We start from the raw sequence: 22,866 nt of genomic DNA, 5'->3' as shown, positions 1-22,866 counted from the left end.
TTGGGCTGCCCGAATTCGAACCAGGAGATTTAGTGACTGCTGACCTCGTCATCGTAGGATCAGGTTTTTTTGGCCTGACAATCGCAGAACAGGCCGCCACTGAGCTGGGCTTGAAGGTCGTAGTCCTCGACCGCCGCCACCACATCGGCGGAAACGCCTACAGCGAAAAAGAAGAACAGACGGGAATCGAGGTCCACCGTTACGGTGCGCATCTCTTCCACACCTCCAACGAGCGTGTCTGGGAATACGTGAACCGCTTCACGACGTTCACGAACTACGTCCACAAGGTCTACGGCGTCCACAAGGGCGAGGTCTTTTCGCTGCCCATTAACCTGGCCACGATCAACCAGTTCTTCCGCGCCAACCTCACCCCGGGGCAGGCAAAGGCCCTCATCCAGGAGCAGGCAGGCGAACTGGCGGGAACGGATCCGCAGAACCTGAACGACAAGGGCATCCAGCTCATCGGCCGGCCGCTCTACGAAGCGTTTATCAAGCACTACACGGGGAAGCAGTGGCAGACGGATCCCAAGGATCTCCCTGCCGGGATCATTTCCCGGCTTCCCGTCCGCTACAACTACGACAACCGGTACTTTAACGACAAGTATGAAGGCCTTCCGACCAACGGGTACACGGCGTGGATTGAGAAGATGGCGGAGCACCCGAACATCGAAGTCCGGCTGAACACCGACTTCTTCGACGACTCCCATGAGTACAGCAAGGACAAGGTCGTCGGCAACATCCCGGTCATTTACACGGGGCCCGTGGACCGCTACTTCGACTTTGCTGAGGGCGACCTGTCCTGGCGGACCATCGACTTCGAAGAGGAAGTCCTCGACGTCGGCGACTTCCAGGGGACCTCTGTGGTCAACTACAACGACGAGGACGTCGCTTTCACCCGCATCATCGAACCGCGGCACTTCCACCCGGAGCGGGATTACCAGAACGAAAAGACGGTCATCATGCGGGAATTCTCCCGCGCCGCGGATAAGGGCGACGAGCCCTACTACCCGATCAATACCGCTGCGGACCGCGAGCGGCTGCTGAAGTACCGCGACCTGGCGGCTGCCGAGAAGGATGTCCTGTTCGGTGGACGCCTCGGCACCTACAAGTACCTCGACATGCACATGGCCATCGGATCGGCCCTGACGATGTTCGACAACAAGATCCGTCCGCATTTTGAAAGCGGAGCAACACTTGAAAGCGGAGGTGTGGACGCATGAGCACAGCTACCAAGACCGAGGACGTGCACGTGAGCGAAGAAGGCCAGTCCTGGCGGGTCCTGCAGCGGGTTATCCTGCCGAGCCAAAGCCAGATGGACACCGTGCCTCTGTACCTTGACACGGGGACGGCCACCGGTGTGCAGCTGCCGACGTCGAACCTTGAGGCGAACAGCAGGACCCTGACCCAGACCGTAAGCGCTCCGAGCAAGGAAGCGCACGTGGAGGACTTCCTGACCCGTCATTCGACGTCAGTCCGTCCCGGGGAGCGCGTCTCGTTCGGTACGTACTTCAACGCGTTTGCCGCCAGCTACTGGCGCCGCTGGACGACCGTCAAGAGTGTCCGGCTGTCGGTGGCCACTGCTGGTTCCGGCTCCGTAATCGTCTACAAGTCGAACGCCCGCGGTGCGCTCCAGCGCGTTGATTCCCGGAACGTCGACGGCGGCTCGGTCAGCACGTTTGACCTCACCCTGGCCCCGTTTGGCGACGGCGGCTGGTACTGGTTCGATCTCGTGGCAGGTTCCGAGCCTCTCGTGCTCCGGAATGCCGAGTGGCTGACGGAGGGCGACGACAGCCAGCAGGGCAGCGTGACGCTACAGATCACAACCCTCAACAAGACCGAATTCTGCATCAACAACCTCAAACTGCTCGCCGAGAACCCGGATGCCCTGGAGCACGTCAAGGAACTCGTGGTTGTCGACCAGGGGACGCAGAAAGTGTCCGATGCCGACGGTTTCTCCGAAGTATCTGCGGCGCTGGGGGGCAAGCTGAGGATCATCAACCAGGACAACCTGGGCGGTTCCGGCGGATTCGCCCGAGGCATGTACGAGGCAGTCGAGAACGGCAGCGACTATGTGCTGCTGATGGACGACGACGTCGTGGTGGAGCCCGAGAGCATCTCAAGGATGCTCACCTTTGGAGACCTGTGCAAGACCCCGACCATCGTCGGCGGCCACATGTTCGACCTGTACAACCGCACGGTGCTGCACACCTTCGGTGAGGTTGTGAACCCCTGGCGCTTCCTCTGGGAACAGTCCCGTCAGGACATGCTGCTTGGCCATGACTTCCAGTCGACGAACCTGCGCCAGACCAGCTGGCTCCACCGCCGGGCCGATGTGGATTTCAACGGCTGGTGGATGTCACTGATTCCCACGCGAATCATCCGCGACATCGGCCTTGCGCTTCCGGTATTCATCAAGTGGGATGACGCCGAGTATTCCCTCCGGGCCAAGGAACATGGCTATCCGACGGTTTCCATGCCCGGTGCGGCGGTGTGGCATGTCTCCTGGATCGACAAGGACGATCTCGTGGGGTGGCAGGCTTACTTCCACGCCCGCAACAGGTTTATTGCGGCACTGATCCACAGCCCTTACGAATTTGGCGGCCGAATCGTCCGCGAGTCGCACTACGCCGACATCAAGCACCTGGTGTCCATGCAGTACGCCACCGCGCGGGGGCGCAACATGGCGCTGCGGGACCTCCTGCAGGGACCCGGGCAGCTGCATGACCAATTGGACAGCAAATTGCCTGAAATCCGGGACATGATGAAGAGCTACCCGGACTCGGTGATCGCGACTGATCCGGACACGTTCCCGGCCGCCAAGCTGGATAAGCCCCCGAAGCACGGGCACGGTGTCCGCGAGCCGAACAAGCTCGGGCTGATTCCCATCGCGGCGAAGACCGTGCTGCGCCAGCTGGTGCAGCCCGTTTCGCCGTCGAGCAGGGTCCGGCCCCAGGCGAATGTGGCTCACCAGGACAACCGCTGGTGGCGCATGTCCCAGTATGATTCCGCCGTTGTCACGAACGCCGAAGGCACTGGCTCTGCATGGTACAAACGTGACCCGAAGCAGCTTCGGTCCATGCTCGCTGAGAGTGCCCGCCTGCACTCATTGCTGCTGAAGGACTGGAAGAAGCTCAGTGCGGAATATAAGGCTGCGCTGCCGGAGATTACTTCGATCGACACGTGGAAGAAGACCTTTGACGCACATAGCGACCGTGTAGATGAGCGTTAGCACGGAGGAGCTGGCCCGCCCCGGAGTCGGCGGCGGGCTCGCCGAGGTCTTCCGGACGAGGTTCTTGCTCAAGCTGCTGGTCCGCAAAGAGCTGAAGGTCAGGTACAGGGGTTCCGTGCTGGGGCTGCTGTGGTCGTATGTGAAGCCCGGTGTGCAGTTCATTGTGTTCTACATTGCGCTCGGTGTGTTCCTGGGCCTTGAGAACAGTCCCCGGAACCCGGACGGCCTTCCCAATTATGCGATCTATCTGTTCTCCGGAATCGTGCTGATCAACTTTTTCAGCGAGGCACTGGGGAACGCTTCCCGCTCCATCGTGAACAACGGGGGGCTCATCAAGAAGATCTATCTTCCGCGGGAGCTGTTCCCGGTGGCCTCGGTATGGGTCTCTGCGGTGCATTTCTTTCCGCAGCTCGTCATCCTCGTCGCGGCGTGCCTTTACGCAGGATGGCACCCGTCATTCCTGCAACTGGCTGCGGCAGTGGGCGGGTTCGCGATAGTCGGCCTGCTGGCGACAGGCCTCGGCCTGCTCTTCGGCGCAGTCAACGTCTACTTCCGGGACTCAGAGAACTTCGTCGACATGCTGCTCATGGTGGCGACCTGGGCTTCCCCCGTGATGTACGCGTGGACCATGGTTGCGGACAAGCTGGGTGAATTCTGGTTCACCGTTTACCAGTTCAACCCCATTACGGTGGGCGTGGAATCGTTCCACTATGCGTTTTGGCTCTCGACGACGGACGGCAGCGCTCCGTTACCCCCGAACCTGCTCTCTGTCTGGATGCCAGTGGCGCTGCTCGTCTCTGCCGGCATCCTGCTCATAGGGCAGCTGACTTTCCGACGGCTTGAGGGCCGTTTTGCACAGGAGCTCTAACTTGACCACCGCCATCGAAGTCAAGAACATCAACAAACAGTTCGTGCTGCGCCACACACGGTCTATCAAGGAAGCCATCGTCTGGCTGGCCAAAGGCCGCAAGGGCGATCTTTCGGAAAAGTTTCACGCACTGCATGACGTTTCACTGGAAATAGGCCAGGGTGAGGCCGTGGCCCTCCTTGGCTTCAACGGATCCGGCAAATCGACACTGCTGAAACACATTTCCGGTGTGATGGTGCCCGACAACGGAACCGTGCGGACGCGCGGCCGTGTAGCCGGTCTCATTGAGGTAGGTGCAGGTTTCCACCATGACCTGTCGGGCCGGGACAACGTATACCTCAACGGGGCAATCCTTGGCATGACCGAGGAACAAATCAACGAGCGCTTCGACTCCATCGTTGAATTCGCCGAAATCGGGAAATTCATCGACACCGAAGTGAAGTTCTACTCGTCGGGAATGTACTTGCGGTTGGCCTTTTCCGTAGCCGTCCACACGGATCCGGAAGTCTTCCTGGTGGATGAGATCCTGGCGGTTGGTGACGAGCCGTTCCAGAAGAAGTGCATCGAAAAGATTCAAGAGCTGGCGGCGGAGGGTAAGACCCTCGTGGTGGTGAGCCACGACCTGGACTTGGTTTCCCGGATTTGTGACCGCGGAATCCTCCTCGACCGGGGAAATGTCACATTTGATGGTCCCATCGAACAGGCAGTGGCCACGTTGCGGAGTTAGCTAACGCGATATCCCCCGGGGCATATGCCTTGCCCGCTTGGTAGGACAAAATAGGCCCCCGTGCGTCCAATCGGACGGACGGGGGCCTATTTTTGTCGGTTAAAACTACTGGTTCCCCAGCGGGCCGCAACCGGTCACCTGGTAAAGCCGGGCCGGTCCTTGCTGATCAACGAGCTTCAGCCCAGGCGCGCTGTCAGCCTTGTCCATGGCGGTGTTGGGGTGGGCTCCGCCGTGCACCTCGTGGTCGTCGAAGATGAGGGCGAACTGCACATTTAGCCTCTTCACGGCCGGACACACCAGCGGATTGACGCCAGCCTCGTCGATCCTGCTCAGGATGACCAGTTCGTCCGGGGTACGCCGGCCCACGATATGCGGGGATACAGAGCGGCGCAGCGACAGTCCCTCCGTCAGTGAAGCCCCGGTCCAGGGATCGCCGTAGACGGTGGCCCCGGCTGGAACGTGGCTGGGCAGGCGCTCCAGGAGTGCCCGCTCGTCGGTAGACACGAGCGGGGCACGGGGCCCTGTCCTGTAGTTGGCCGACGCAAAGACCTGTTCTTTTCCGACAGCACCGAACTGTGCACCCACGGCAATGGCGAACACCCCCGCGAGCAGAACGGCGGCGGGCGCAATCTTGTCTAAGGCCGTGGCGCGGGGAAGGCGCAGCATCCTGCTGGCCGTCTCGCCCATCCGCTGCCGCGTGGATATGGCGGCAGCTCCGCGCAGAATGCTTTCGCCTCCCAGCACAGCCAAGGGCAGCAGGACGACGGGCAGCATCGCGGCGAGGCGGAATGAGTCGTTGTACCAAACTCCGGTCAGGAAGTGCCGGGTCTCGCTCGGGGGAAGGGCGGACGCCACGATGAAAAGTCCGGCAGCAATAAAGGCCATGCCCAGCACCCATACGAGCCTGCGGCGCGCGATGGAGGCGACAAGTCCCGCCACGAGCATCACGAACATCACTAGGGAAACATGCCTTCCTTGGGGGCCGGCGCCAAGAACCTCACCGATGGCCTGAGAAACCGTCTGATAGGGCTGCCAGCGTGACGACGTGAGGCTCTGGCCGGCCATGTCCCACACGATGAAAACCAGCGGAATGAACACGGCTGTCAGGACTGTAAAGCCAATCAACTGCCGGCCCGAGGTCTCTCCGCGCCTGAAGCCGGCGGCGAGCCGGACGAGCTTGGTCAGCAGCAGCGGGAGGGCCAGCCCAAACAAGGCAACGACGAAACTCGGATGCGCCAGGGCCAGGCCGGGGAGGATGAGGATGCCCTGGCAGAGGACCGGCACAATTCGCCGCTTCGTCGGGTTGAGGCCGAGGAGATCAACGGTCAGCGCCAGTGCCACCGGCATGATGGCGATCGCCAACAGGTTGGGGTACAGAACCCCGAAGTCAACCATGAGGTAGGGAAAGGAGCTGAAGCCCGCAGCCAGTGCCCCCGTCAACAGCATGGGCAGGACGTGTCCACTGGAGATCCGGCTGATCAGGTACATCATGCCCAGCGGCCACATGACTGCGGCAATGACGATATTGCCGGCGCTGATGGCTTCCGGCACTGAGACTGACGCTGTTGACGCGACGAGTGCGATCAGATCGTGCCACGCGGCCGGGTAGAACGCCGCGGAAGCTGTGGTGAGGTTTCCGAGCGTCAGGGACGACCCCGACCCGGTGATCAGGATATGACCGATGGCATTCAGATGGAAAATGTTGTCGTACGTTTGCGAGATGTTGCCGGGCGCGCCGATGATCCGTGCAAACCGCACGGCGATGATGACCGCCGGTACGGCGAACGCGGCAACGATCGCACCGCGCCTGACCCATTCCTGCCCTGGCGTCAGGATTGGCCCCGTGTCCGCACCGTCCTGCGCGGCGTTTATGAACGACTTCCGGGGCTGGGCGCCGAACACAATGCCCCGCATGGCCAGGACATAGCGCAGCACGAGAGCCGTGACCGTGAGGACGAGGGCACAGGCAGCAACGGGGACGATCCCGTAGCCGACACCGGCGTAGGGGGCCGCCACAGCAACGGCGCTGGCGATGGTGACCGTCGTCGGACCGGAGACCGCGAAGAGGGGAAGACCCCTTACCCCCGCCCCGCGCATGACCAACAGTCCCGGCCCGAGGAAGATCACTGCGGCAAGCAGCAGAACGGGCAGGAATGTCACCCAGGGCATGGAGGCTCCTCGACGGTTTCAGGGAAATAAGGCCAGTTGCCAACAATACTGTAAGCAGCACGGGCGCTCAGCGCCGTCCCCGGCCCCTGTTCCCAATGTGGGAGACTAGTCCAGTGAATCGAACGTGGATTGTCATTCCTATGTACAACGAAGGCACCGTTGTCGCCGATGTAATCCGAGGTCTCCTGCCCGTTTTCCCGTACGTGGTGTGCGTGGATGATGGCAGCTCGGACAAGTCGGCGCAGATCGCCCGGGAGGCGGGTGCCGTGGTGGTGCAGCACCCCATCAACCTTGGCCAGGGGGCCGCGCTCCAGACCGGCATCGAGTACGCGCTGCAGGATCCGAAGCTCGGGTGCATTGTGACCTTCGACGCCGACGGGCAACACAAAGTCTCTGACGCGTTCGAGATGGCGAGCCGTGTCCTCAGCGATGAGGCGGACATCGTGCTCGGCTCCCGGTTCCTCGATGACCGGACCAAGTTGTCGCCCATGAAGCGGATCGTGCTCAAAACAGCCGCACTGCAATCCAAACTGTCCACCGGTCTGGACCTGACGGACGCCCACAACGGGCTGCGTGCCTTCAATCCCTACGTCGCCCGAAACATCAACCTGACCCAGAACCGCATGGCCCACGCCTCGGAACTGGTGAACCGGCTGGCCACGATGAAGCCCCGCTATGTGGAACACCCCGTAGAGATCATCTACACGGATTACTCGAAGGCCAAGGGCCAGTCCCTGCTGAACTCGGTCAACATTCTCGCGGAACTGTTTTTGAGGTAATAAATGCTAATCGTCATCCAGCTCATCCTGGTCCTCGCTGTCGTCCTCGTCGCGATGATCCTCATGCGGGGCGGGTCCAACGCAAGGCACCTGGCAATCCGCCGCCTCATGTTGATGGTCTTCACTTTCGTGGCCGCGCTTTCAATCTTCTTTCCGCAGATGTTGACCACCGTCGCCGGATGGTTCGGAATCGGCCGCGGAACCGACCTCGTGCTTTACGGCGTCGTTGTATGGCTCTTGATCTTCATGGCCACGACGTACCAGCGGTTTCGCCAGACCGAGATCTCGCTGACGAAGCTGTCGCGGAGGATTGCCATCGACGAGACTCCGAGAGTCTGGGAAACGGACGGCAAATAATATGGCCGCAGAGCCGGTAGAACCCATGGTGGATGTCTCGCTGATCATACCGACCAACAGCATGCACCGGTGGCTGGACCGGGCGGTTAGCTCCGTTTTAGACCAGACCGGCGCCAGCTTCGAGCTGATCCTCTACCTTGACGGGGTGGAACTGGCCCCGGGCACGGAATGGGCCTCCGACCCGCGGGTGCGGCTGGTCCACGGTACGAATTCCCAAGGCGTGGGGCATGCCCTTCGCGAGGCGTGCAAGCATGCCCGGGGCGAATTCATTGCCCGGCTGGACTCCGACGACGTCGCACTGCCCGGCCGATTTGCCCGGCAGGTCGCGTACCTGCGTGAGCATCCGGACACCGTGGCCGTGACCGGCCAGACGCCGTGGATTGATGAGGAAGGCGCGCGAATCGGAGCGTTCGGACACGCATCAGGCGCTGACGTGCGGGGAAAGCTGCTCGAGCAGAACGTTCTCGTCCAGTCGGCGATCATGTTCCGTGCCACTGACTACCGGGCGGTGGGCGGGTATAAGCCGCTGCGGCAGATGGAAGATTACGACCTCTGGCTGCGCCTGGCGCTGCGCGGACGCATGGCGGTCCTCGAGGCCGACGTCGTCGAGTACCGCATCCACCCCGACCAAACCAGCCGGGGCGTACATCCCCGCGCGTCCTACGTCAAGACTGTATATGCCGGCCGCAAGGACCTCGCCCTGCTGCTGGGGAAGTCTGCGGGCAGCCAACTGATCCGCAACACGGCATTCCGTGCGGCCCTGTACATGATGTACTACCTGCCGCCGTCCCTGATCCGGCGCATCCGAACTGCAGCCTCCCGCTAGTCCGCCGCAACCGCGGGGGCGCCTACCAAGCGCTCCAGCCGCCGTCGACCGCAATGGTTTGGCCTGTGACGTACCGGGAAGCGTCCGAGGCGAGCCAGGCGACAACGCCGCGGAAGTCGTCCTCCGTGGCCATTCGCCGCAGCGGGGTCAGCTTCTCGTACCGTTCGGTGAACTCCCCGGCCTGGCCCCGGGCGATCCCTCCTGGCGCGAAGGCATTGACGCGAACGGCAGGGGCCATCACCGTGGACAGATACCTCGTGAGCTGGACGATGCCGCCCTTCGTGGCGCCGTAAGCGGCGGGGTTGCCCATGACCGTGCCTTCGTAAAGGCCCATGTTCGGTCCCACGATCCCATAAATTGACGACACGTTGATGATCGAGCCGCGTCCGTCCGCCGAGAGCTTCGGTGCGAGTTCGCGGGCGAGCGAAAACGGCACTCGGAGGTTCAGCTTTGAGGCCAGCTCAAAGGCCTCGTCGGTCTGTTCCGCGAAGGGGACGGCGTAGCCGGGGATCCCCGAGGTGCCGGTAAAGGCAGCATTGTTCACCAGGATGTCCAGCGGCCCGTCGATGGCCCCGGCCAGTTCGCTCGTTCCGCCGTCTTCCAGGAGGTTGACCGCTACCGCCGTGGCCTTCACGCCGTACTGGCGCGCCAGTTGATCTGCTACTTCTTCGCAGGCATCGGCGGCGACGTCTGATACGACGACGTCGGCACCTTGGGCGGCGAGAGTCCCGGCCAGCACCCGGCCCAGTGGCCCGGCGCCTCCGGTGACCAGTGCCATGCGCCCTTCAAGGCTGAAGATGCCGTCCAGTCCGTCTAGGCCGGTCACTTGGCCGGCTCCGTGGTGGACGCGCCGGGTGCAGTGTCGGGCTGGTAGCCCGGCAGCGGGGCCAGTCCCGCTCCGACGACCGCCTCAACGAGGCGGAACTCGTGTTCGTCGTCGATGCTGAAAGCATGCGTTTCCGGTATTTCCACGAACCCGTGGCGGCCCTCATCGAACCAGCTGGTTTCCAGCCGGCGGATGAAATCTGCCCGCCAGACGTAGAAGCTTCCATTGATGCGCATGTACCGCGGCACGTCCTGGCGGCGGACGACGCCTGTTCCTTCCTCGAAGTACCTCACCAGGCCGGGGCCGTCGGCTTCAGGCCGCACCCCCACCCAGGTCGGGTTGAAGAAGGGCTCGGAGACCGCAACCACGCCGTCCAGCTCTGGCGTGGCCACGAGGGCGTCGATGGCCGCGCGCACCCGCTCGGGGGTGCGGGTCGGGCTTGTCGGGTCCAGGAGCAGCACCATGTCGTAAGCCACCGAGTCGATTTCCTCCATGGCGGCCAAGGCGTGACGGAGCACCACGCTCATGGGTGCCGTGTCCGACGCCAGCTCGGCGGGACGCAGGAAAGGGACCTCGGCGCCGGCTGCACGGGCCGTTTCGGCGATGGTCTCGTCATCCGTTGACACGATGCACCTGACGGAATCGCCCAGGAGAGCTGCCAGCGCGACGGAGTGGGCCAAGAGCGGCTTGCCCATCAGGGGGCGAATGTTCTTGCCGGGTAGCCCTTTGGATCCTCCCCGTGCCGGGATGACCGCCAGGACGCGGGGGCGGATGGAAGTATCAGTCATGGTGTTGTTGCCCTCGGGAGTCGTGCCCAGCGTGCCGGATCGGACGCTGACGTTGTCTGCAGCTGAAGCTGATTACCACACTATCGGTTCTTTCCCGCCGGAGGAGTGGGCGGCCCGGGCCGCGTCGCAGATGGCCACGGCACGAATTCCGTCCGCAAGCTCTGCCGGCACAAACCGGGCCATCAGGTTGCCGGCGGACACGCCGGCCTGCTCCAGAACAGCAAGGGTCTGGCGGGCGAGAGCCACATCGACCGAAGCATCATCCGGAAAGCGGATCGATCTCCGCTGGACGCCTGCCGCCGTCGCAATTTCGACGGCGATCTCATTGTGTACCACATCCCAGCACAACGCGCCGTCGGTGGTGCTGATGCGGATGCTGCGGGTCTTGACCGGGGTGACGTAGTCAAGCCGGATGTGGACCGCTCCGTGGCCGTCCCACAGCAGGTCGGCCGATTCTTCGGCCTCGATTCCGAGCACGCCGTGCCCCAACGTGGCCTGCAGGGAGGAGGGCGCGCCGAGCAGCATGACGGGGTAGTCGATGTCGTGGACGAGGTCGCGCAGGGCCCCGCCCTCGGCAGCGCGGGCCGAGTAGCTGTCGCGGTAGTCGCGGTTGGGGCGCCACGCCGGCAGCCAGGACTGGGAGCGCACCTGGGCGCTGGTGACCTGGCCCATGCGCGGAAGCAGGTCGGCCAGGACCGCGAGTCCCTGATGGAACCGCAGCGGCGCGCTCACGGAAATCGTGTCTGCCCTCGGGTGCGCCGAGAGGCTGCGGGCACTCGCCGCATCCTGGCTGACCGGCTTCTCCAGCAGGAGTGCCTTGGGGCTATGGTCCAGGGCTTCCAGGGCATCATCGACGTGCCGCGCCGTGTCGGTGGCGATGATCACCACGTCCATGTCTGTTTCCGGGTGCTTGGTGAGCAACTTGACGGACGCGGGAATGTCGCTCCGGCCGGCAAGGCTTGCGGTCGGACGGACGGGGAGCGCGAAGATGTCGTCGACACCCATCTCTTCGAGCACACGCAAATGCCGGGCGCCAATGGAGCCGGTGCCCCTCACCAGAGCGGAGGTCCTGCGGCCCCCCTCCGGCTGCCCGGCCAGCCGGGCAGAAGGCACCGGAGCCAAGGCCGGAGAGACATCCAAGTATGATGTGAGCGTCATCTGCTCAACTCTATTGCTCAAGGCGCCGCTACTCTAAATGGATATCCAGAATCACTATTACGGTCACTCTGCGGCATTCGCGCACCACTGCGGAATGAACAGGATCCACCACATTCCGGGCTTGGTGCAGCACGGATGGACGGTCAAATCGCCTGTCTTGGCCCAGTTTGCAGACTTCAATGACCGTGGTGCCAACCGGAAGCGGCTGGTCTGGACGTCGGCGTCGCGGGGATACTCGCCCGAAGGACCAGAGAACCTTTTCCCGGACGGATCCAGCATGATCACCGCTGTCGGGGCGCCGTTCCTGTACCTCCAGAAAGCAGTGCAGGATAAGGGCGGGCTGCCGGACCGGACGATGGGCCCCCTGGTGCTGCCCCTCCACGGAACAGCACTGGTGAAAGTCAGCGGTGACCACGATGGGTTCGCACAGGAGGTCCTCCGCCGTGACGGACCAGCCACGGTGTGCCTCCATATCGAGGACCTCGAGCACCCTGAGATCTACAGCGCCTGGACGGACGCGGGGCACAGCGTCATCAGCGCGGGCGACCGCCGAGACCCGCAGTTCTTGGGGCGGATTCTCTGGATGATGGCCTCCGCGCAGAAAGTTGTTTCGAACCGTATGTCGACGGCCCTTCTCTACGCCGCGGCTGCCGGCGCTGACGTGGAGATCTACGGACCGGACTTCCAGCTCGGCCAGAACGCGGAATCCGATCCCGGACTTCGGATGCGTGAGCTGTGGCCGGAATTCTATGAGCCGTCACCGGACAACGCGGAGCTCAAACGCATAGCCGACATGGAACTCGGTGTGCAGGACATGAAGTCCCCGGCCGAACTGAAGAGCCTGCTCGGCTGGAACAGCCGCTCTTTCGGCGCATTCTGGGACTATTGGGCCAGTGGCCCCCTGGAAAAAGCCCAGGCGGTCCTCGGGCTGCGGAAACGCCCCGAAGGTGCCCACAGCGGCGAAGCCGGCCTGTCCCCGATCCACTTCCTCCGCCACCCGCTCAAACACCTGCCCTCCCCGCTGCCGAAGCTCACGCCGGCGGTCGCCGTCGAGGCGGTCAGGCTTAAAGAGTCGGGCCGGCTCTAGGATGGGCGCCTGGCTGATCATCGGGGCGTCCGGGCACGCGCGCAGCCTCGCGTCGATCGTGAACGGCCGCGGAGACCATGTGGCCGCCGTTTCTGACGCAGGCCTGGCTGGAGCAGCCCGGGACTCCGCAGCGTCGGAACGGAGCCTCAGCCCGTTCGCTGCCGCGGACGGCCGGACCCCGCGGGTGTTTTTCGACGACGGCGAAGCGCTGAGGTTTGCCGCCGAAGCGTCCCTGTCGATCGCCGTCGGCATCGGGGACAACGGCGTCCGGAACCGCATCGCGGAATCGATCATCGCCTCGCCGGAACTGGGCCTGCTCACCGGCCCGTTGGTCGCAGCAAGTGCAACCGTTGATCCGACCGCCCGCCTCGGGGCCCTGTCACAGGTCTGCGAGCACGCCCACGTGGGCCCGTTGGCGGACATAGGCCCAGCGGTCATCATCAACACCGGCGCGATTGTCGAACACGAGGCCGGCGTCGGAGCCGGGACGCACCTCGCCCCTGGTTCGGTGCTTTTGGGGGCCTCGTTCGTGGGCAATAGAGTATTTGTTGGGTCAGGCGCCCGTGTCCTTCCCGGCTGCACCGTGGGAGGACTGTCTGTGATCGGTGCGGGCGCTGTCGTGACGCGTGATCTCGCCGGGGGAGCAACCTACATCGGTGTTCCGGCCCGGGAATTGACATCCAAGAAAGGCGCAACCCTGTGACCATCGAATCCAAAGCCCAGCATGTGACGTTCGGTCCGCACCGCATCGGCCCTGACGAGGAAGTCTTCATCATTGCAGAGGCGGGAGTGAATCACGACGGTGACGTGGCAGTTGCCCATGAACTGATCGACATGGCTGCCGACACCGGCGCCAACGCGGTGAAGTTCCAGACCTTCAAGCCTGAATCCCTGGTCACGGAAGCTGCAGACACCACGCCGTACCAGAAAAAGGCTGGGTTCGCGGAGTCCCAGTCCGAGATGTTGCGGCGCCTGACCCTGCCCGAGACTGCCTGGGTTGAGCTGCGGGACCACTGTTCCGAGCGGGGGATCACGTTCCTCTCCACGCCCTTCGACTACGACAGCGCACGAATGCTTGCGGACATCGGTGTTCCGGGACTCAAGATCGGCTCCGGAGAGCTGACGAACACTCCCTATCTGGCCGCCATTGCGGAATTCGGCATTCCGATGATCGTGTCCACGGGAATGGGAACCCGGGAAGAGATCGCCGCGGCGCTCGAGGCGACGGCCAAGGCGCCCGCGACCGTCCTGCTGCACTGCGTCTCTGCCTACCCCGCACCTTTGGACGAGGCCAACCTGCTCGCCATCCCCGCGATGCGGAAGGAATTCGGCGTCGAGGTTGGCTGGTCCGACCACACGCCGGGCTCCCTGACGGCCATCGCGGCCACGGCACTGGGTTCGACTCTGTTGGAAAAGCACATCACCACCGACAAGACACGCAACGGTCCGGACCATTCCGCGTCGCTTGAGCGGGACGAGTTCGAGGACTACGTGCGCTCCGTCCGTGACGTGTACCGGGCACTGGGAGACGGCAACAAGCGCAGGATGCCCAGCGAGGAAGCCAACGCCGGGCTGGTGCGGCGCTCCTTCCACGCAGTCCGGGACATCGCAGCGGGTGCCGTGATCACGGAGGCCGACGTCGCCATCCTCCGCCCAGAGGGCGGACTCCTGCCGTCAGCCAACGTGGTGGGCCGCTCCGCAGGCCGTGCCATCAAGGCCGGAACGCCGATAACCGCCGAAGACCTGGCCTGACATGCGGGTGCTGGGGTTCGTAGGGACGCGGGCGGATCTCTTCCCACTCGCCCCGGTCCTTGTCCAGCTGGCCGGAAATCCTGACGTCGAGTTGCACGTGGCAACCGCTGTCGGGTTCCCGGCCGGGACAGCAGCCAGCCGGCTGCGGGAGGCAGGACTCCAGGACGGCGCCTTCGTGCACCATGACCTGGGGCTCCACCTGGATGACGCCTCCGCTCTGGGCCAGCTGGCGCTGGGCCCGAAACTGTCCGGGAACATGGCCGAGCTGATTCAGCGGAGCAAGCCAGACGCCGTCGTTGTTCTTGGCGACCGCTGGGAGCTGCTTTACGTGGTGCCGGCAGTTGTTGTCTCAGGCGTAAGGCTGGTGCATCTCCATGGCGGGGAAGTCACTGAAGGGGCGCTCGATGAGCGCGTCCGGCACGCTGTGACCAAACTGGCGGACCAACATTGTGTGAGCACGGCCGGGGCCGCCCGCCGGGTGGCCCAGCTTGGCGAATCGCCGGAACGGATTCATCAGACAGGTGCCCCCGGGCTCGACCGGTTCAGGGAGCCGAACCCCCTGACAGAGGAAGAGTTCCAGGCAGAGTTCGGCCGGCCCCTGATCCGTCCGCTGCTGATGGTCACATACCACCCGCCCACAGCCGAGATGTCCGGGAACGCCGGCGCCTTGGCACGGCAGGTATTCGACGAGTCCATTGCCGCCGCAGGCACAGCGATTCTGACTTATCCGGGTTTTGACGCCGGGCGACACGAAATCGTGGCAGAACTTGAGGAGATTGCTGCCGGCGGCACCGCGATCGTACGGGAAAGCCTGGGACCGCTTTACCCCCGTGTCATGGCCACCATCGACGCCCTGGTGGGGAATTCCTCCTCCGGCATTCTTGAGGCTGCAACGTTTTCCGTGCCGGTCGTCAATGTCGGGGACCGGCAAAAAGGCCGTGAAAGCGGCGCCAACGTCATCCACTGCCGCGACGAGCGTCCGGGGATCCACGCTAGTATTGAAAAGGCTTTGAGCGCGGAGTTCCAGGAATTGGCCCGCCAAGTGGTCAATCCGTATGGGGACTCGCATTCGTCCGAACGGATCGAACGCGTAGTGGTTGGCAGCGGACGGACGCCGCTAACCAAGGCCTTCATTGACATCGGCGCTGGAGAATGACACGTATGAGTATTGACGGGCCCCTCGCAAACGTCTGCATCGGGCAGGACGCCACTGTTAGGCAGGCGCTGGAGACTATCGACCGCGGCGCGTCCGCAATAGCCCTCGTCACCGACGAGTCGGGCAAGCTCCAGGGAGTGCTTACCGACGGCGACATCCGCCGCGGCCTGCTCAAGGGAGCCGAACTCGATGGACTCGTCCACGAGTACGCCAACCGGGCACCGCACGTCGTCGGGCCTGATGCCACCCGCGCCTCCGTGCTGGACCTGATGCGGAGCCTGCGTATCAGCGAAGTTCCAGTGGTGGACGATTCCGGCAAGCTCGTCGGCTTGCACACCCTCAACGACATTGTGGGCCGGACGTCCCTGAGCAATATTGCCGTCATCATGGCCGGAGGCAAGGGCACGCGCCTGGGCGCGCTGACCAAGGACACCCCGAAGCCGCTGATGACCGTGGCCGACCGGACCATTATCGAGTGGATCATCCTCGGACTGGTGGAATCGGGCGTCACGAACATCTATGTCTCCGTGGCGTATCTGGCCGAAAAAATAATGGCCCACTTGGGCGACGGCTCCCGGCTCGGCTGCACGATCAAGTATCTGCATGAGGACCCGGCGAAGCCCCTCAACACCGCCGGTGCGCTGGGGCTGCTCTACCACGAGCGGCCTGACATTTCCGAGCCGGTGCTTGTCACCAACGCGGACCTCATGGTGCGGTACTCGGCAGCGGAGCTTCTCGCCTTCCACGCGTCCAAGAACGCGAGCGTGACCGTTGCTGCCCGGCCGTACGTCCATCAGGTGCCCTTCGGTGTCCTGGACATCGGAGAGGGACGATCGATCTCATCGGTTGTTGAGAAGCCGAGCATCGAATTCGAAATCAGCACGGGCATTTACGCCGTGTCTCCTGAGGCACTGGCGCTGGTGCCGTACCTTGAACCCTTTTCCATGCCGGAACTGGTTCAGGCCTGCATTGAGCAGTCCAAGACAGTGGCCGCATGGCCGATCGAATCCGACTGGATCGACGTCGGAACACCCAAAGACCTAGCGACAGCGAAAGGCCAGTGATCACCTTGACTCAGCAGAACCTTACGGGCAAGACCGTAGTTGTTACGGGCGCGGACGGCTTCATCGGAAGCCACGTCACCCAGCGGCTGATCGCCCAGGGTGCCAACGTGCGCGCCCTTTGCGTTTACAACTCCAACGGTTCCTACGGGTGGCTTGATGACCTGAGCCCCGAAGAGCGTGACTCCGTCGATCTGCGCCTCGGCGACATCCGGGACGCGGAGTACGTCTCCGACCTGGTTGCCGGTTCGGATGTCGTCCTCCACCTCGCAGCCCTCATCGCGATTCCCTACTCCTACGAGGCGCCCCGCTCGTACGTGGAAACGAACGTCGTGGGCACGCTGAACGTCCTCGAGGGCGTGCGCCGCCACAACGTGCCGCGGCTGGTCAACACCTCCACGTCCGAGGTCTACGGAACTCCCAAGACCGTGCCGATCACCATCGAAAACGAGCTCCGCGGCCAGTCCCCGTACAGCGCCACGAAGATTGCCGCCGACAAGCTCTGCGAGGCGTGGGCGAGCTCCTTTGAGACTCCCGTAGTGGTCCTGCGCCCGTTCAACACCTACGGTCCCCGGCAGTCCGCACGTGCCGTGATCCCCACGGTGCTGCAGCAGATGGTTGCCGGCGCCGACAAGATCCACCTCGGCTCGCTGACCCCCCGCCGCGACTTCACGTACGTCACTGACACGGCCGACGGATTCCTGAAGGCAGCCAGCGCGGACATCCCGCTGGAGGGCCAGGTCATCCAACTCGGCACCGGCTACGACGTCTCCATCGGGGAACTCGTTGAAATGGCCCGGAAGGTCACCGGATCAACGGCGGAGATCATCACCCAGGACGAGCGCGTCCGCCCGGAAGCCAGCGAAGTCATGCACCTTCTTTCGGACCCGTCGCAGGCGCTGGCCGAACTGGGCTGGGCACCGCAGGTCAGCCTCGAAGAGGGCCTGCGGGAATCCGCCGAATGGATCAAGGCCCGCGGCGTGGACCTTTCCGCAGCCGCACGTTACTCCCGATAAGTGTTGCCAGAAAGGTCAATTGTGGCGAGCCGTATCCCACTAGCTGTACCCAATATCGGCGAGCGTGAAGCCGAACTCGTCAACGAAGCCGTCGCCAGCGGGTTTGTCTCTTCCGTGGGGCAGTTTGTCTCCGAATTCGAACAGAAGTTCGCTGACTACGTCGGCGCCAAGCACGCCGTGGCATGCGCTTCGGGAACGGCGGCGCTGCACATTGCGATGCGCCTCGCTGACGTTCAGCCGGGGGACCTCGTTGCCGTGTCGGACTTCACCTTCATGGCAAGCTCCAACGCGGCGTCCTACCAGTTCGCCGACCTGCTGCTGGTGGACTCGCTGGCCGAGTCCTGGTGCATGGATGTCGTGAGCCTGCGCCGCGAGATCGAGCGCAGGACGGCAGCGGGGGAGAAGCTGCCCAAGGCCATCGAGATCGTGCACATCCTGGGCCAGCCCGCCGACGCCCAGGCGGCGCGGGAACTTGCGGATGAATACGGCATCATCCTGATCGAAGATGCCGCCGAGGCTCTCGGCGCCATGTGGACCGAGGGGCCGCTGCAAGGCCGCCACGTCGGGACGGTCGGCCACATGGGTGCGTTCTCGTTCAATGGAAACAAAATCATGACGACCGGCGGCGGCGGCATGTTCACCACTGACGATCCCGAACTGGCGGCGAAGGCAAAGCACCTTTCGACCCAGGCCCGGCTCCCAGACCGCGGCTACCTGCACGACGAAATCGGCTTCAACTACCGGCTGACGAACATCGCCGCGGCCCTCGGAGTGGCGCAGCTGGAGCGGCTCGACGGCTTCGTGGAAACAAAGCGCAAAATCGCGGCCCGCTACGCCGACGCTTTTGCCGGCACTGAGATCCAGACGCCTCCGAGCCTCCCCGGCCAGGAATCGACCTACTGGCTGTACTCGGTACTTGTCCCCGCCTCGCGCGGAACTGGCGCACGGGACGAACTGCAGGACTTCCTGGCCGAAGTGAATATCGAATCCCGCTCGCTATGGCGGCCGCTGCACATGCAGCCGCCGCTGCAGGACGAGCTCAGCCTCGGCGGCAGCATCGGCGAAGATCTTTTTTCCCGTGGCCTTTCGCTGCCATGCTCCACCGACCTTACGGAAGCCGATCAGGACCGCGTGATAAAACGGGTCCACGAATGGCTACGACTCAGCGGTGAGTAGTACCGGGCGGGCAGACGTTGCCGAATCCGGGAACAGCAGCGCTGTGGACAAGACAGGCAGGAACTCGGTTCTTTATCTGGTGGGCGCACTCATGCAGGGCCTGGGAATCTTTCTCGTCCAGCCATTTGCGCTCCGAGTGCTGAACAATGATGCTGAATGGCAGGAGCTGTTCCTGTCCGTCTCGGTAATCCAGATTGGCGTGGTCCTTGGCGCGGCAGGACTGCCGCTGGCAATTACCAAGGCATGGTTCGACCATAACGGTGCAGCCAAGGCACGTTCCATCAGCGGCTTTCTGAGCCTGCTCGGCGCTCTTGTCGGGGCCATCGCGGCGGCGGTGTACTGGTGGCTGGCGGGCGGTGGCCACGGAGTGTTCAGCTTCACCGTGGCGCTGCTGACGATGGGCCTGCTCGCCACCGTGCTGGCTGCCCAGGCTCTGCTTCGAGCCCAAGGCCGGCCCGTTGCGTTCGTTCTGCTGAGCCTCGGGTCATCGGTGGCTGCCTATGGCGTGGGGCTGTTGGCCATGCTCGTTGTCGGCGCCACCGCCAGCGTTTTCATGGTGGGCTTCGGGACCGCGGTCTGCCTCACGGCAGTCGCGGCGCTGTTCATTGCGCCGCCGTCACCGCCTTTCGCCGTACCCGGCGCCGCAAAAGAGGCGCTGCTCATCGGACTGCCCGTCTTGCCGCACACCGGATCGATGATGCTCCTGACGCAGGGAGCCGCTTTTCTGTTGGCGGCTGTGGCTGCGGAGGGTGTCTCCGGGGACTACGGCAAAGTTCAGATTTTTGTCCTGGGGACTGTCACGCTGCTGGGCGCCCTGAACAACGCGTGGGTTCCAGCCATCATGTCGGCGAAGCCGGGGGAGCGGCCGGAGCGGATGCGCTCAGTCATGAAGACAGCGAGTTTCGCGGGACTCGCGTTGGTCATCGTGGCGAGCGGTGGAGCGAATGTGGTGACCCACATCATGGCCGTGGGGCGTGAGGACCTCATCCCTGTCGCGCAGATAATGCCCCTGATCGCCCTCGGCTACCTGCTGTATTTGAACGCTTCCTCGCTGCTCTTTGCCGACAAGGTGACCTGGATCCTGGCGGTGGTCACGCCTTCGGTGCTCGTTATTTCGGCCCTGGCAGCGCTGGGACCGGCGTCCGCCGGGAACCTGGTGCTGATGGCCGCAACATCCGCGGGATCCTTTTTCCTTCTCGGCGGCGTGTATTTTCTGGTAGCACGTCGGCGGGCCCCGGGCGGGTGGCCGGTACGCACATATGCGCTGTGCTGTGTTGCCGCGGTTACCTATGTCGCCGCACTGCTGATGGTTCCGCGGGATATCGTTTCGGGAATCATTACCGCAGGCGCGGTGGCCTTGGCAGGTGCCGGCGGACTTGCAGTGTGGCACAAGCGCAGGGCAAAGCGGACGGGAAGGGCTTCACAATGACTGGCACGAGCGGCGCTGACTGTGACGAAGCCCGTTAGGCATCGGCCGGCCGCAAAGTCGGCGGCACGCACCAGTGACTTCTTTCCCGTCGCCCGCCGACGCTCGGCGCGGGCTCTGCTGGCTGGCCACACGCTCATCGTGTTGGTTCCGGGATTTTCATCGTCATCGGAGAACACGGTTCTTGCTCACAGTCCCAAATTTTCTTTGTGCTGCCGGGCCAATAACGGATAATCGGCGGCGCGCTAGGTACATACGCCACCAGTGTGGGGCCCCTGGGGCGCACCAGTTCTTTTTCGCTGGCCCCAGGTTTGACTCGTCGCCGTGCCCCGTCGCTTATTTGCGGCGTACGTTAACCCCAGTGGCGCTGTAGATCATGGATCCCCCTTGGAACGGTACCTCGCGGTAGCCGTTGTACTGTACGGCTACGCCGAGGGGATAACCGAGACCGCCACTCTGCCAGCCCGCGTTGCGCCAGGCTGACCAGTACGGTTCACCGACCATGTTTGCGCCGGTTGCGGCGGTGTAGTAGCTCGTGGCCCGTTCGAACGGCTGATAGCAGCCACCGCCGTAAAGTCCACACTTCGCTGGTCCAGTCGGATAACCGACGCCCGCCTGCCAGCCAGCCCACTGCCACGATCTGAAGTAGGCCCCGAAAACGGCATGGGCGCCGGTAGCGGGGGAGAAGTAGACGTTGGCTTTTTGGAAGGGCTGGTAGCAACCACCACCATAAAGCCCGCAACCAGTCGGGCCGGTCGGATAGCCAAGCCCCTGCTGCCAGCCTGCTTCCTTCCATGCATCCCAGTACGAACCTGTCACTGCATGGGCTCCGGTGGATGCAGAGAAGTAGATGTTGCCCTTTTGGAAGGGCTGGTAGCAGCCGCCGCCGTACAGGCCGCAGGAAGCCGTCGCGGTCGGGTATCCGATTCCCTGTTGCCAGCCGGCAGCTTTCCATGCGGACATGTAGCTGTTGGTCACCGCAAAGGTACCCGCGACGGGAGTGGCATAGACAATGCCGCCCTGGAATTTCTGGTGGCATGTTGAGGAGGCGGGCGCCCCGTAGGGGCAGGTGACATCGCCGGTAGGATAGCCGATGCCGCTTTGCCAGCGCGCCGCACCCCAGGCTTTCCAAAAGCTGCCCGTGACAGGATGTGCACCAGTTGCGCTGGTCCAGTAGATGTTGCCGGCCGCATAGGATCGGTAACATCCGCCGCCAACCAGGTTGCAGATGTCGGACTTGGAGATTGCCGCTCCAAGGCTTCCGGAGGCTCCACCCAATGACAGCCACTTCCGCTCGATAGCGCCTGCGGAGTCGACACCGTTCCTGGCAAAGGTCTGCAGCTGTGCGTAGGTGCCGTTCCAGACATTCGAGTCGCCTGCAAACGGCCCGCTTGGGCTAAACTGCCAGATACTGTACTGGCTCCAGCTTGACGGGATAGGCCCGGCATCGTCGGACGGGGCGGTTGGGTAGTTGGCCACCCACAAGGGATAGTCGCCGAAGCCAAGGGCATCGCCGGTGCACTGCTTCCACCAGCCCGTGTTCGTGTAGATGACCGGCAGTCGGCCGGTCAAGGACCGCATGGTGTTGCCAAAGTCCCGGACCCACGTAGCCAGCTGCTGTGGCGTCCTGTCATAGCAGGTGTTTCCGTGGTAAAAGCCGTTGATGGTCTGGCCTGCGTAAGGGTTGAATTCGAAATCCAGCACGGGAGGCATGGTGTAGCCGTCACCCGACCACCCCCCGCCGTTGGCCACGAAGAAGCGGGCTTGGTCTGCACCGGAAGATGCGTTGGGGATGGCGAAGTGATAGGCGCCGCGAACCATGCCGACGTTGCGGGCACCCTCATACTGGGAACTGAAACTTCCGCTGATGTAGTAATTGCCTTCGGTGGCTTTCACATACGCGAAGCGCGACCCCATGTTCCATTGCTGCTGCCAGTTAACGGCCGTTTGGTGGCTGCTAACGTCTTGGCCCTTGACGCCAAAGGACGGGACCCATGTGGCTTCTGTTACGGCGTTCGGCCGCGGCTGGAGAGCAACTGGATTGCCCTGGCCCATGTGCGCGCCGTCTTCGCCCACGGCTGCCCGCATCGCTGCCCTGGCTGCCTCCGTGTCGAGGCCAGCCGCGGGGTCGCTGAACGGGGGAACACTTGCCTCGCCCGTCGTGGGAGTCGGCTCTGGCTCCAGGGCCCAGGCGGGAACCGGAATTCCCAGACCGGCAAGCACCACCAATGCCAGAATGCCGGCGCTAAATCGGCCGGCAGTTTTGCGCCGTGCAATTTTTGTTTGTGTCATGTCTCTGCTCCGGAGTCAACGGCCTGGCCTCAGCGCCCTTTGGGCGTTGCAGAGTCGGTCGAGGTCGCTTTCCACCACGCCATCCCCCAAGGGCTAGTCCTTGGCGCGCCTAACATACCACTTTCTGTTACTAGTGGTGCTGAGGATGGCATTGATTCTCTTGTGGCCAATGA

General features: G+C 63.5%; 20 protein-coding genes. 15 read left to right on the top strand and 5 right to left on the bottom strand.

Going from position 1 to position 22,866, the window contains the following annotated elements:
• Nucleotides 1–32: 32 nt before the first annotated feature.
• From glf to QFZ23_RS16380, 4 genes are read left to right on the top strand one after another with little or no spacing between them, the layout of a single operon-like run.
• Nucleotides 33–1,220 carry a UDP-galactopyranose mutase gene (gene glf, locus QFZ23_RS16395; protein ID WP_306924488.1) on the top strand — a complete coding sequence of 396 codons (1,188 nt, stop codon included), beginning with the start codon at nucleotides 33–35 and terminating at the stop codon, nucleotides 1,218–1,220.
• A complete protein-coding gene (locus QFZ23_RS16390; RefSeq protein ID WP_306924487.1) occupies nucleotides 1,217–3,229 on the top strand; it encodes a glycosyltransferase in 2,013 nt (670 codons plus the stop codon). Before glf ends, QFZ23_RS16390 begins: the two co-directional genes overlap by 4 nt.
• The gene (locus QFZ23_RS16385; RefSeq protein ID WP_306924485.1) at nucleotides 3,219–4,097 is read left to right on the top strand and encodes an ABC transporter permease; all 879 of its coding nucleotides are present in this window, start codon (nucleotides 3,219–3,221) and stop codon (nucleotides 4,095–4,097) included. Before QFZ23_RS16390 ends, QFZ23_RS16385 begins: the two co-directional genes overlap by 11 nt.
• Nucleotide 4,098: 1 nt before the next feature.
• The gene (locus QFZ23_RS16380) at nucleotides 4,099–4,824 is read left to right on the top strand and encodes an ABC transporter ATP-binding protein (RefSeq protein ID WP_306924483.1); all 726 of its coding nucleotides are present in this window, start codon (nucleotides 4,099–4,101) and stop codon (nucleotides 4,822–4,824) included.
• A gap of 105 nt (nucleotides 4,825–4,929) precedes the next feature.
• On the opposite strand, the gene QFZ23_RS16375 is transcribed toward QFZ23_RS16380, so the two are convergent.
• Complete coding sequence (locus QFZ23_RS16375) at nucleotides 4,930–6,993, bottom strand: DUF6541 family protein (protein WP_306924482.1); 2,064 nt, start codon at nucleotides 6,991–6,993, stop codon at nucleotides 4,930–4,932.
• 95 nt (nucleotides 6,994–7,088) lie between these two features.
• Here QFZ23_RS16375 and QFZ23_RS16370 point away from each other — a divergent pair, with 95 nt between their 5' ends.
• Genes QFZ23_RS16370 through QFZ23_RS16360 form a run of 3 tightly spaced genes read left to right on the top strand, consistent with a single transcriptional unit; the run spans nucleotide 7,089 to nucleotide 8,955 of the window.
• Complete coding sequence (locus tag QFZ23_RS16370; RefSeq protein WP_306924481.1) at nucleotides 7,089–7,772, top strand: glycosyltransferase family 2 protein; 684 nt, start codon at nucleotides 7,089–7,091, stop codon at nucleotides 7,770–7,772.
• A 3-nt stretch (nucleotides 7,773–7,775) separates the two neighbouring features.
• Nucleotides 7,776–8,129, top strand: a complete 354-nt coding sequence (locus QFZ23_RS16365; RefSeq protein WP_306924480.1) for a DUF2304 domain-containing protein — start codon at nucleotides 7,776–7,778, stop codon at nucleotides 8,127–8,129.
• A gap of 1 nt (nucleotide 8,130) precedes the next feature.
• A complete protein-coding gene (locus tag QFZ23_RS16360; protein WP_306924479.1) occupies nucleotides 8,131–8,955 on the top strand; it encodes a glycosyltransferase in 825 nt (274 codons plus the stop codon).
• 22 nt (nucleotides 8,956–8,977) lie between these two features.
• Here QFZ23_RS16360 and QFZ23_RS16355 read toward each other — a convergent pair whose 3' ends face one another.
• From QFZ23_RS16355 to QFZ23_RS16345, 3 genes are all read right to left on the bottom strand, one after another.
• On the bottom strand, nucleotides 8,978–9,781 hold the full coding sequence (locus QFZ23_RS16355; RefSeq protein WP_306924478.1) for an SDR family oxidoreductase: 804 nt from the start codon (nucleotides 9,779–9,781) through the stop codon (nucleotides 8,978–8,980).
• Nucleotides 9,778–10,569 (bottom strand): acylneuraminate cytidylyltransferase family protein, encoded by a 792-nt coding sequence (locus QFZ23_RS16350; RefSeq protein ID WP_306924477.1) that lies wholly within the window; start codon nucleotides 10,567–10,569, stop codon nucleotides 9,778–9,780. Before QFZ23_RS16350 ends, QFZ23_RS16355 begins: the two co-directional genes overlap by 4 nt.
• A 72-nt stretch (nucleotides 10,570–10,641) precedes the next feature.
• On the bottom strand, nucleotides 10,642–11,727 hold the full coding sequence (locus QFZ23_RS16345; RefSeq protein ID WP_306924475.1) for a Gfo/Idh/MocA family protein: 1,086 nt from the start codon (nucleotides 11,725–11,727) through the stop codon (nucleotides 10,642–10,644).
• Between the two features lie 37 nt (nucleotides 11,728–11,764).
• Between QFZ23_RS16345 and QFZ23_RS16340 the strand changes: the two genes are divergently transcribed.
• The 8 genes from QFZ23_RS16340 to QFZ23_RS16305 are packed head-to-tail and all read left to right on the top strand — an operon-like array spanning nucleotide 11,765 to nucleotide 20,404.
• Nucleotides 11,765–12,814: a hypothetical protein gene (locus tag QFZ23_RS16340; protein WP_306924473.1), complete on the top strand. Its 1,050-nt coding sequence runs from the start codon at nucleotides 11,765–11,767 to the stop codon at nucleotides 12,812–12,814.
• Nucleotide 12,815: 1 nt separating this feature from the next.
• A complete protein-coding gene (locus QFZ23_RS16335) occupies nucleotides 12,816–13,517 on the top strand; it encodes a transferase (RefSeq protein WP_306924471.1) in 702 nt (233 codons plus the stop codon).
• The gene (locus QFZ23_RS16330) at nucleotides 13,514–14,566 is read left to right on the top strand and encodes an N-acetylneuraminate synthase family protein (RefSeq protein WP_306924469.1); all 1,053 of its coding nucleotides are present in this window, start codon (nucleotides 13,514–13,516) and stop codon (nucleotides 14,564–14,566) included. The genes QFZ23_RS16335 and QFZ23_RS16330 overlap by 4 nt, the downstream gene beginning before the upstream one ends.
• A gap of 1 nt (nucleotide 14,567) precedes the next feature.
• Complete coding sequence (neuC, locus tag QFZ23_RS16325; protein ID WP_306924466.1) at nucleotides 14,568–15,722, top strand: UDP-N-acetylglucosamine 2-epimerase; 1,155 nt, start codon at nucleotides 14,568–14,570, stop codon at nucleotides 15,720–15,722.
• Between the two features lie 5 nt (nucleotides 15,723–15,727).
• A complete protein-coding gene (locus tag QFZ23_RS16320) occupies nucleotides 15,728–16,786 on the top strand; it encodes a sugar phosphate nucleotidyltransferase (RefSeq protein WP_306924465.1) in 1,059 nt (352 codons plus the stop codon).
• Nucleotides 16,787–16,791: 5 nt separating this feature from the next.
• Entirely contained in the window at nucleotides 16,792–17,799 is a 1,008-nt protein-coding gene (locus QFZ23_RS16315) for an SDR family NAD(P)-dependent oxidoreductase (RefSeq protein WP_306924464.1), read from the top strand.
• A gap of 21 nt (nucleotides 17,800–17,820) precedes the next feature.
• Nucleotides 17,821–18,975: an aminotransferase class I/II-fold pyridoxal phosphate-dependent enzyme gene (locus QFZ23_RS16310; protein WP_306924462.1), complete on the top strand. Its 1,155-nt coding sequence runs from the start codon at nucleotides 17,821–17,823 to the stop codon at nucleotides 18,973–18,975.
• Nucleotides 18,968–20,404: a lipopolysaccharide biosynthesis protein gene (locus QFZ23_RS16305; RefSeq protein WP_306924460.1), complete on the top strand. Its 1,437-nt coding sequence runs from the start codon at nucleotides 18,968–18,970 to the stop codon at nucleotides 20,402–20,404. Before QFZ23_RS16310 ends, QFZ23_RS16305 begins: the two co-directional genes overlap by 8 nt.
• Nucleotides 20,405–20,737: 333 nt before the next feature.
• On the opposite strand, the gene QFZ23_RS16300 is transcribed toward QFZ23_RS16305, so the two are convergent.
• On the bottom strand, nucleotides 20,738–22,477 hold the full coding sequence (locus QFZ23_RS16300) for a GH25 family lysozyme (RefSeq protein ID WP_306924458.1): 1,740 nt from the start codon (nucleotides 22,475–22,477) through the stop codon (nucleotides 20,738–20,740).
• Nucleotides 22,478–22,866: the final 389 nt, after the last annotated feature.

Source organism: Arthrobacter globiformis, assembly GCF_030818015.1.
Classification (GTDB): domain Bacteria; phylum Actinomycetota; class Actinomycetes; order Actinomycetales; family Micrococcaceae; genus Arthrobacter; species Arthrobacter globiformis_C.
This window is presented reverse-complemented; position numbering and strand designations above follow the sequence as displayed.

Coding starts and splice junctions, on each gene's coding strand:
- QFZ23_RS16375 (WP_306924482.1), bottom strand. CDS start 6,993: ATGCCCTGGGTGACATTCCTGCCCGTTCTGCTGCTTGCCGCAGTGATC.
- QFZ23_RS16350 (WP_306924477.1), bottom strand. CDS start 10,569: ATGACTGATACTTCCATCCGCCCCCGCGTCCTGGCGGTCATCCCGGCA.
- QFZ23_RS16390 (WP_306924487.1), top strand. CDS start 1,217: ATGAGCACAGCTACCAAGACCGAGGACGTGCACGTGAGCGAAGAAGGC.
- QFZ23_RS16340 (WP_306924473.1), top strand. CDS start 11,765: ATGGATATCCAGAATCACTATTACGGTCACTCTGCGGCATTCGCGCAC.
- QFZ23_RS16365 (WP_306924480.1), top strand. CDS start 7,776: ATGCTAATCGTCATCCAGCTCATCCTGGTCCTCGCTGTCGTCCTCGTC.
- QFZ23_RS16345 (WP_306924475.1), bottom strand. CDS start 11,727: ATGACGCTCACATCATACTTGGATGTCTCTCCGGCCTTGGCTCCGGTG.
- QFZ23_RS16335 (WP_306924471.1), top strand. CDS start 12,816: ATGGGCGCCTGGCTGATCATCGGGGCGTCCGGGCACGCGCGCAGCCTC.
- QFZ23_RS16320 (WP_306924465.1), top strand. CDS start 15,728: ATGAGTATTGACGGGCCCCTCGCAAACGTCTGCATCGGGCAGGACGCC.
- QFZ23_RS16360 (WP_306924479.1), top strand. CDS start 8,131: ATGGCCGCAGAGCCGGTAGAACCCATGGTGGATGTCTCGCTGATCATA.
- neuC (WP_306924466.1), top strand. CDS start 14,568: ATGCGGGTGCTGGGGTTCGTAGGGACGCGGGCGGATCTCTTCCCACTC.
- QFZ23_RS16385 (WP_306924485.1), top strand. CDS start 3,219: ATGAGCGTTAGCACGGAGGAGCTGGCCCGCCCCGGAGTCGGCGGCGGG.
- QFZ23_RS16370 (WP_306924481.1), top strand. CDS start 7,089: ATGTGGGAGACTAGTCCAGTGAATCGAACGTGGATTGTCATTCCTATG.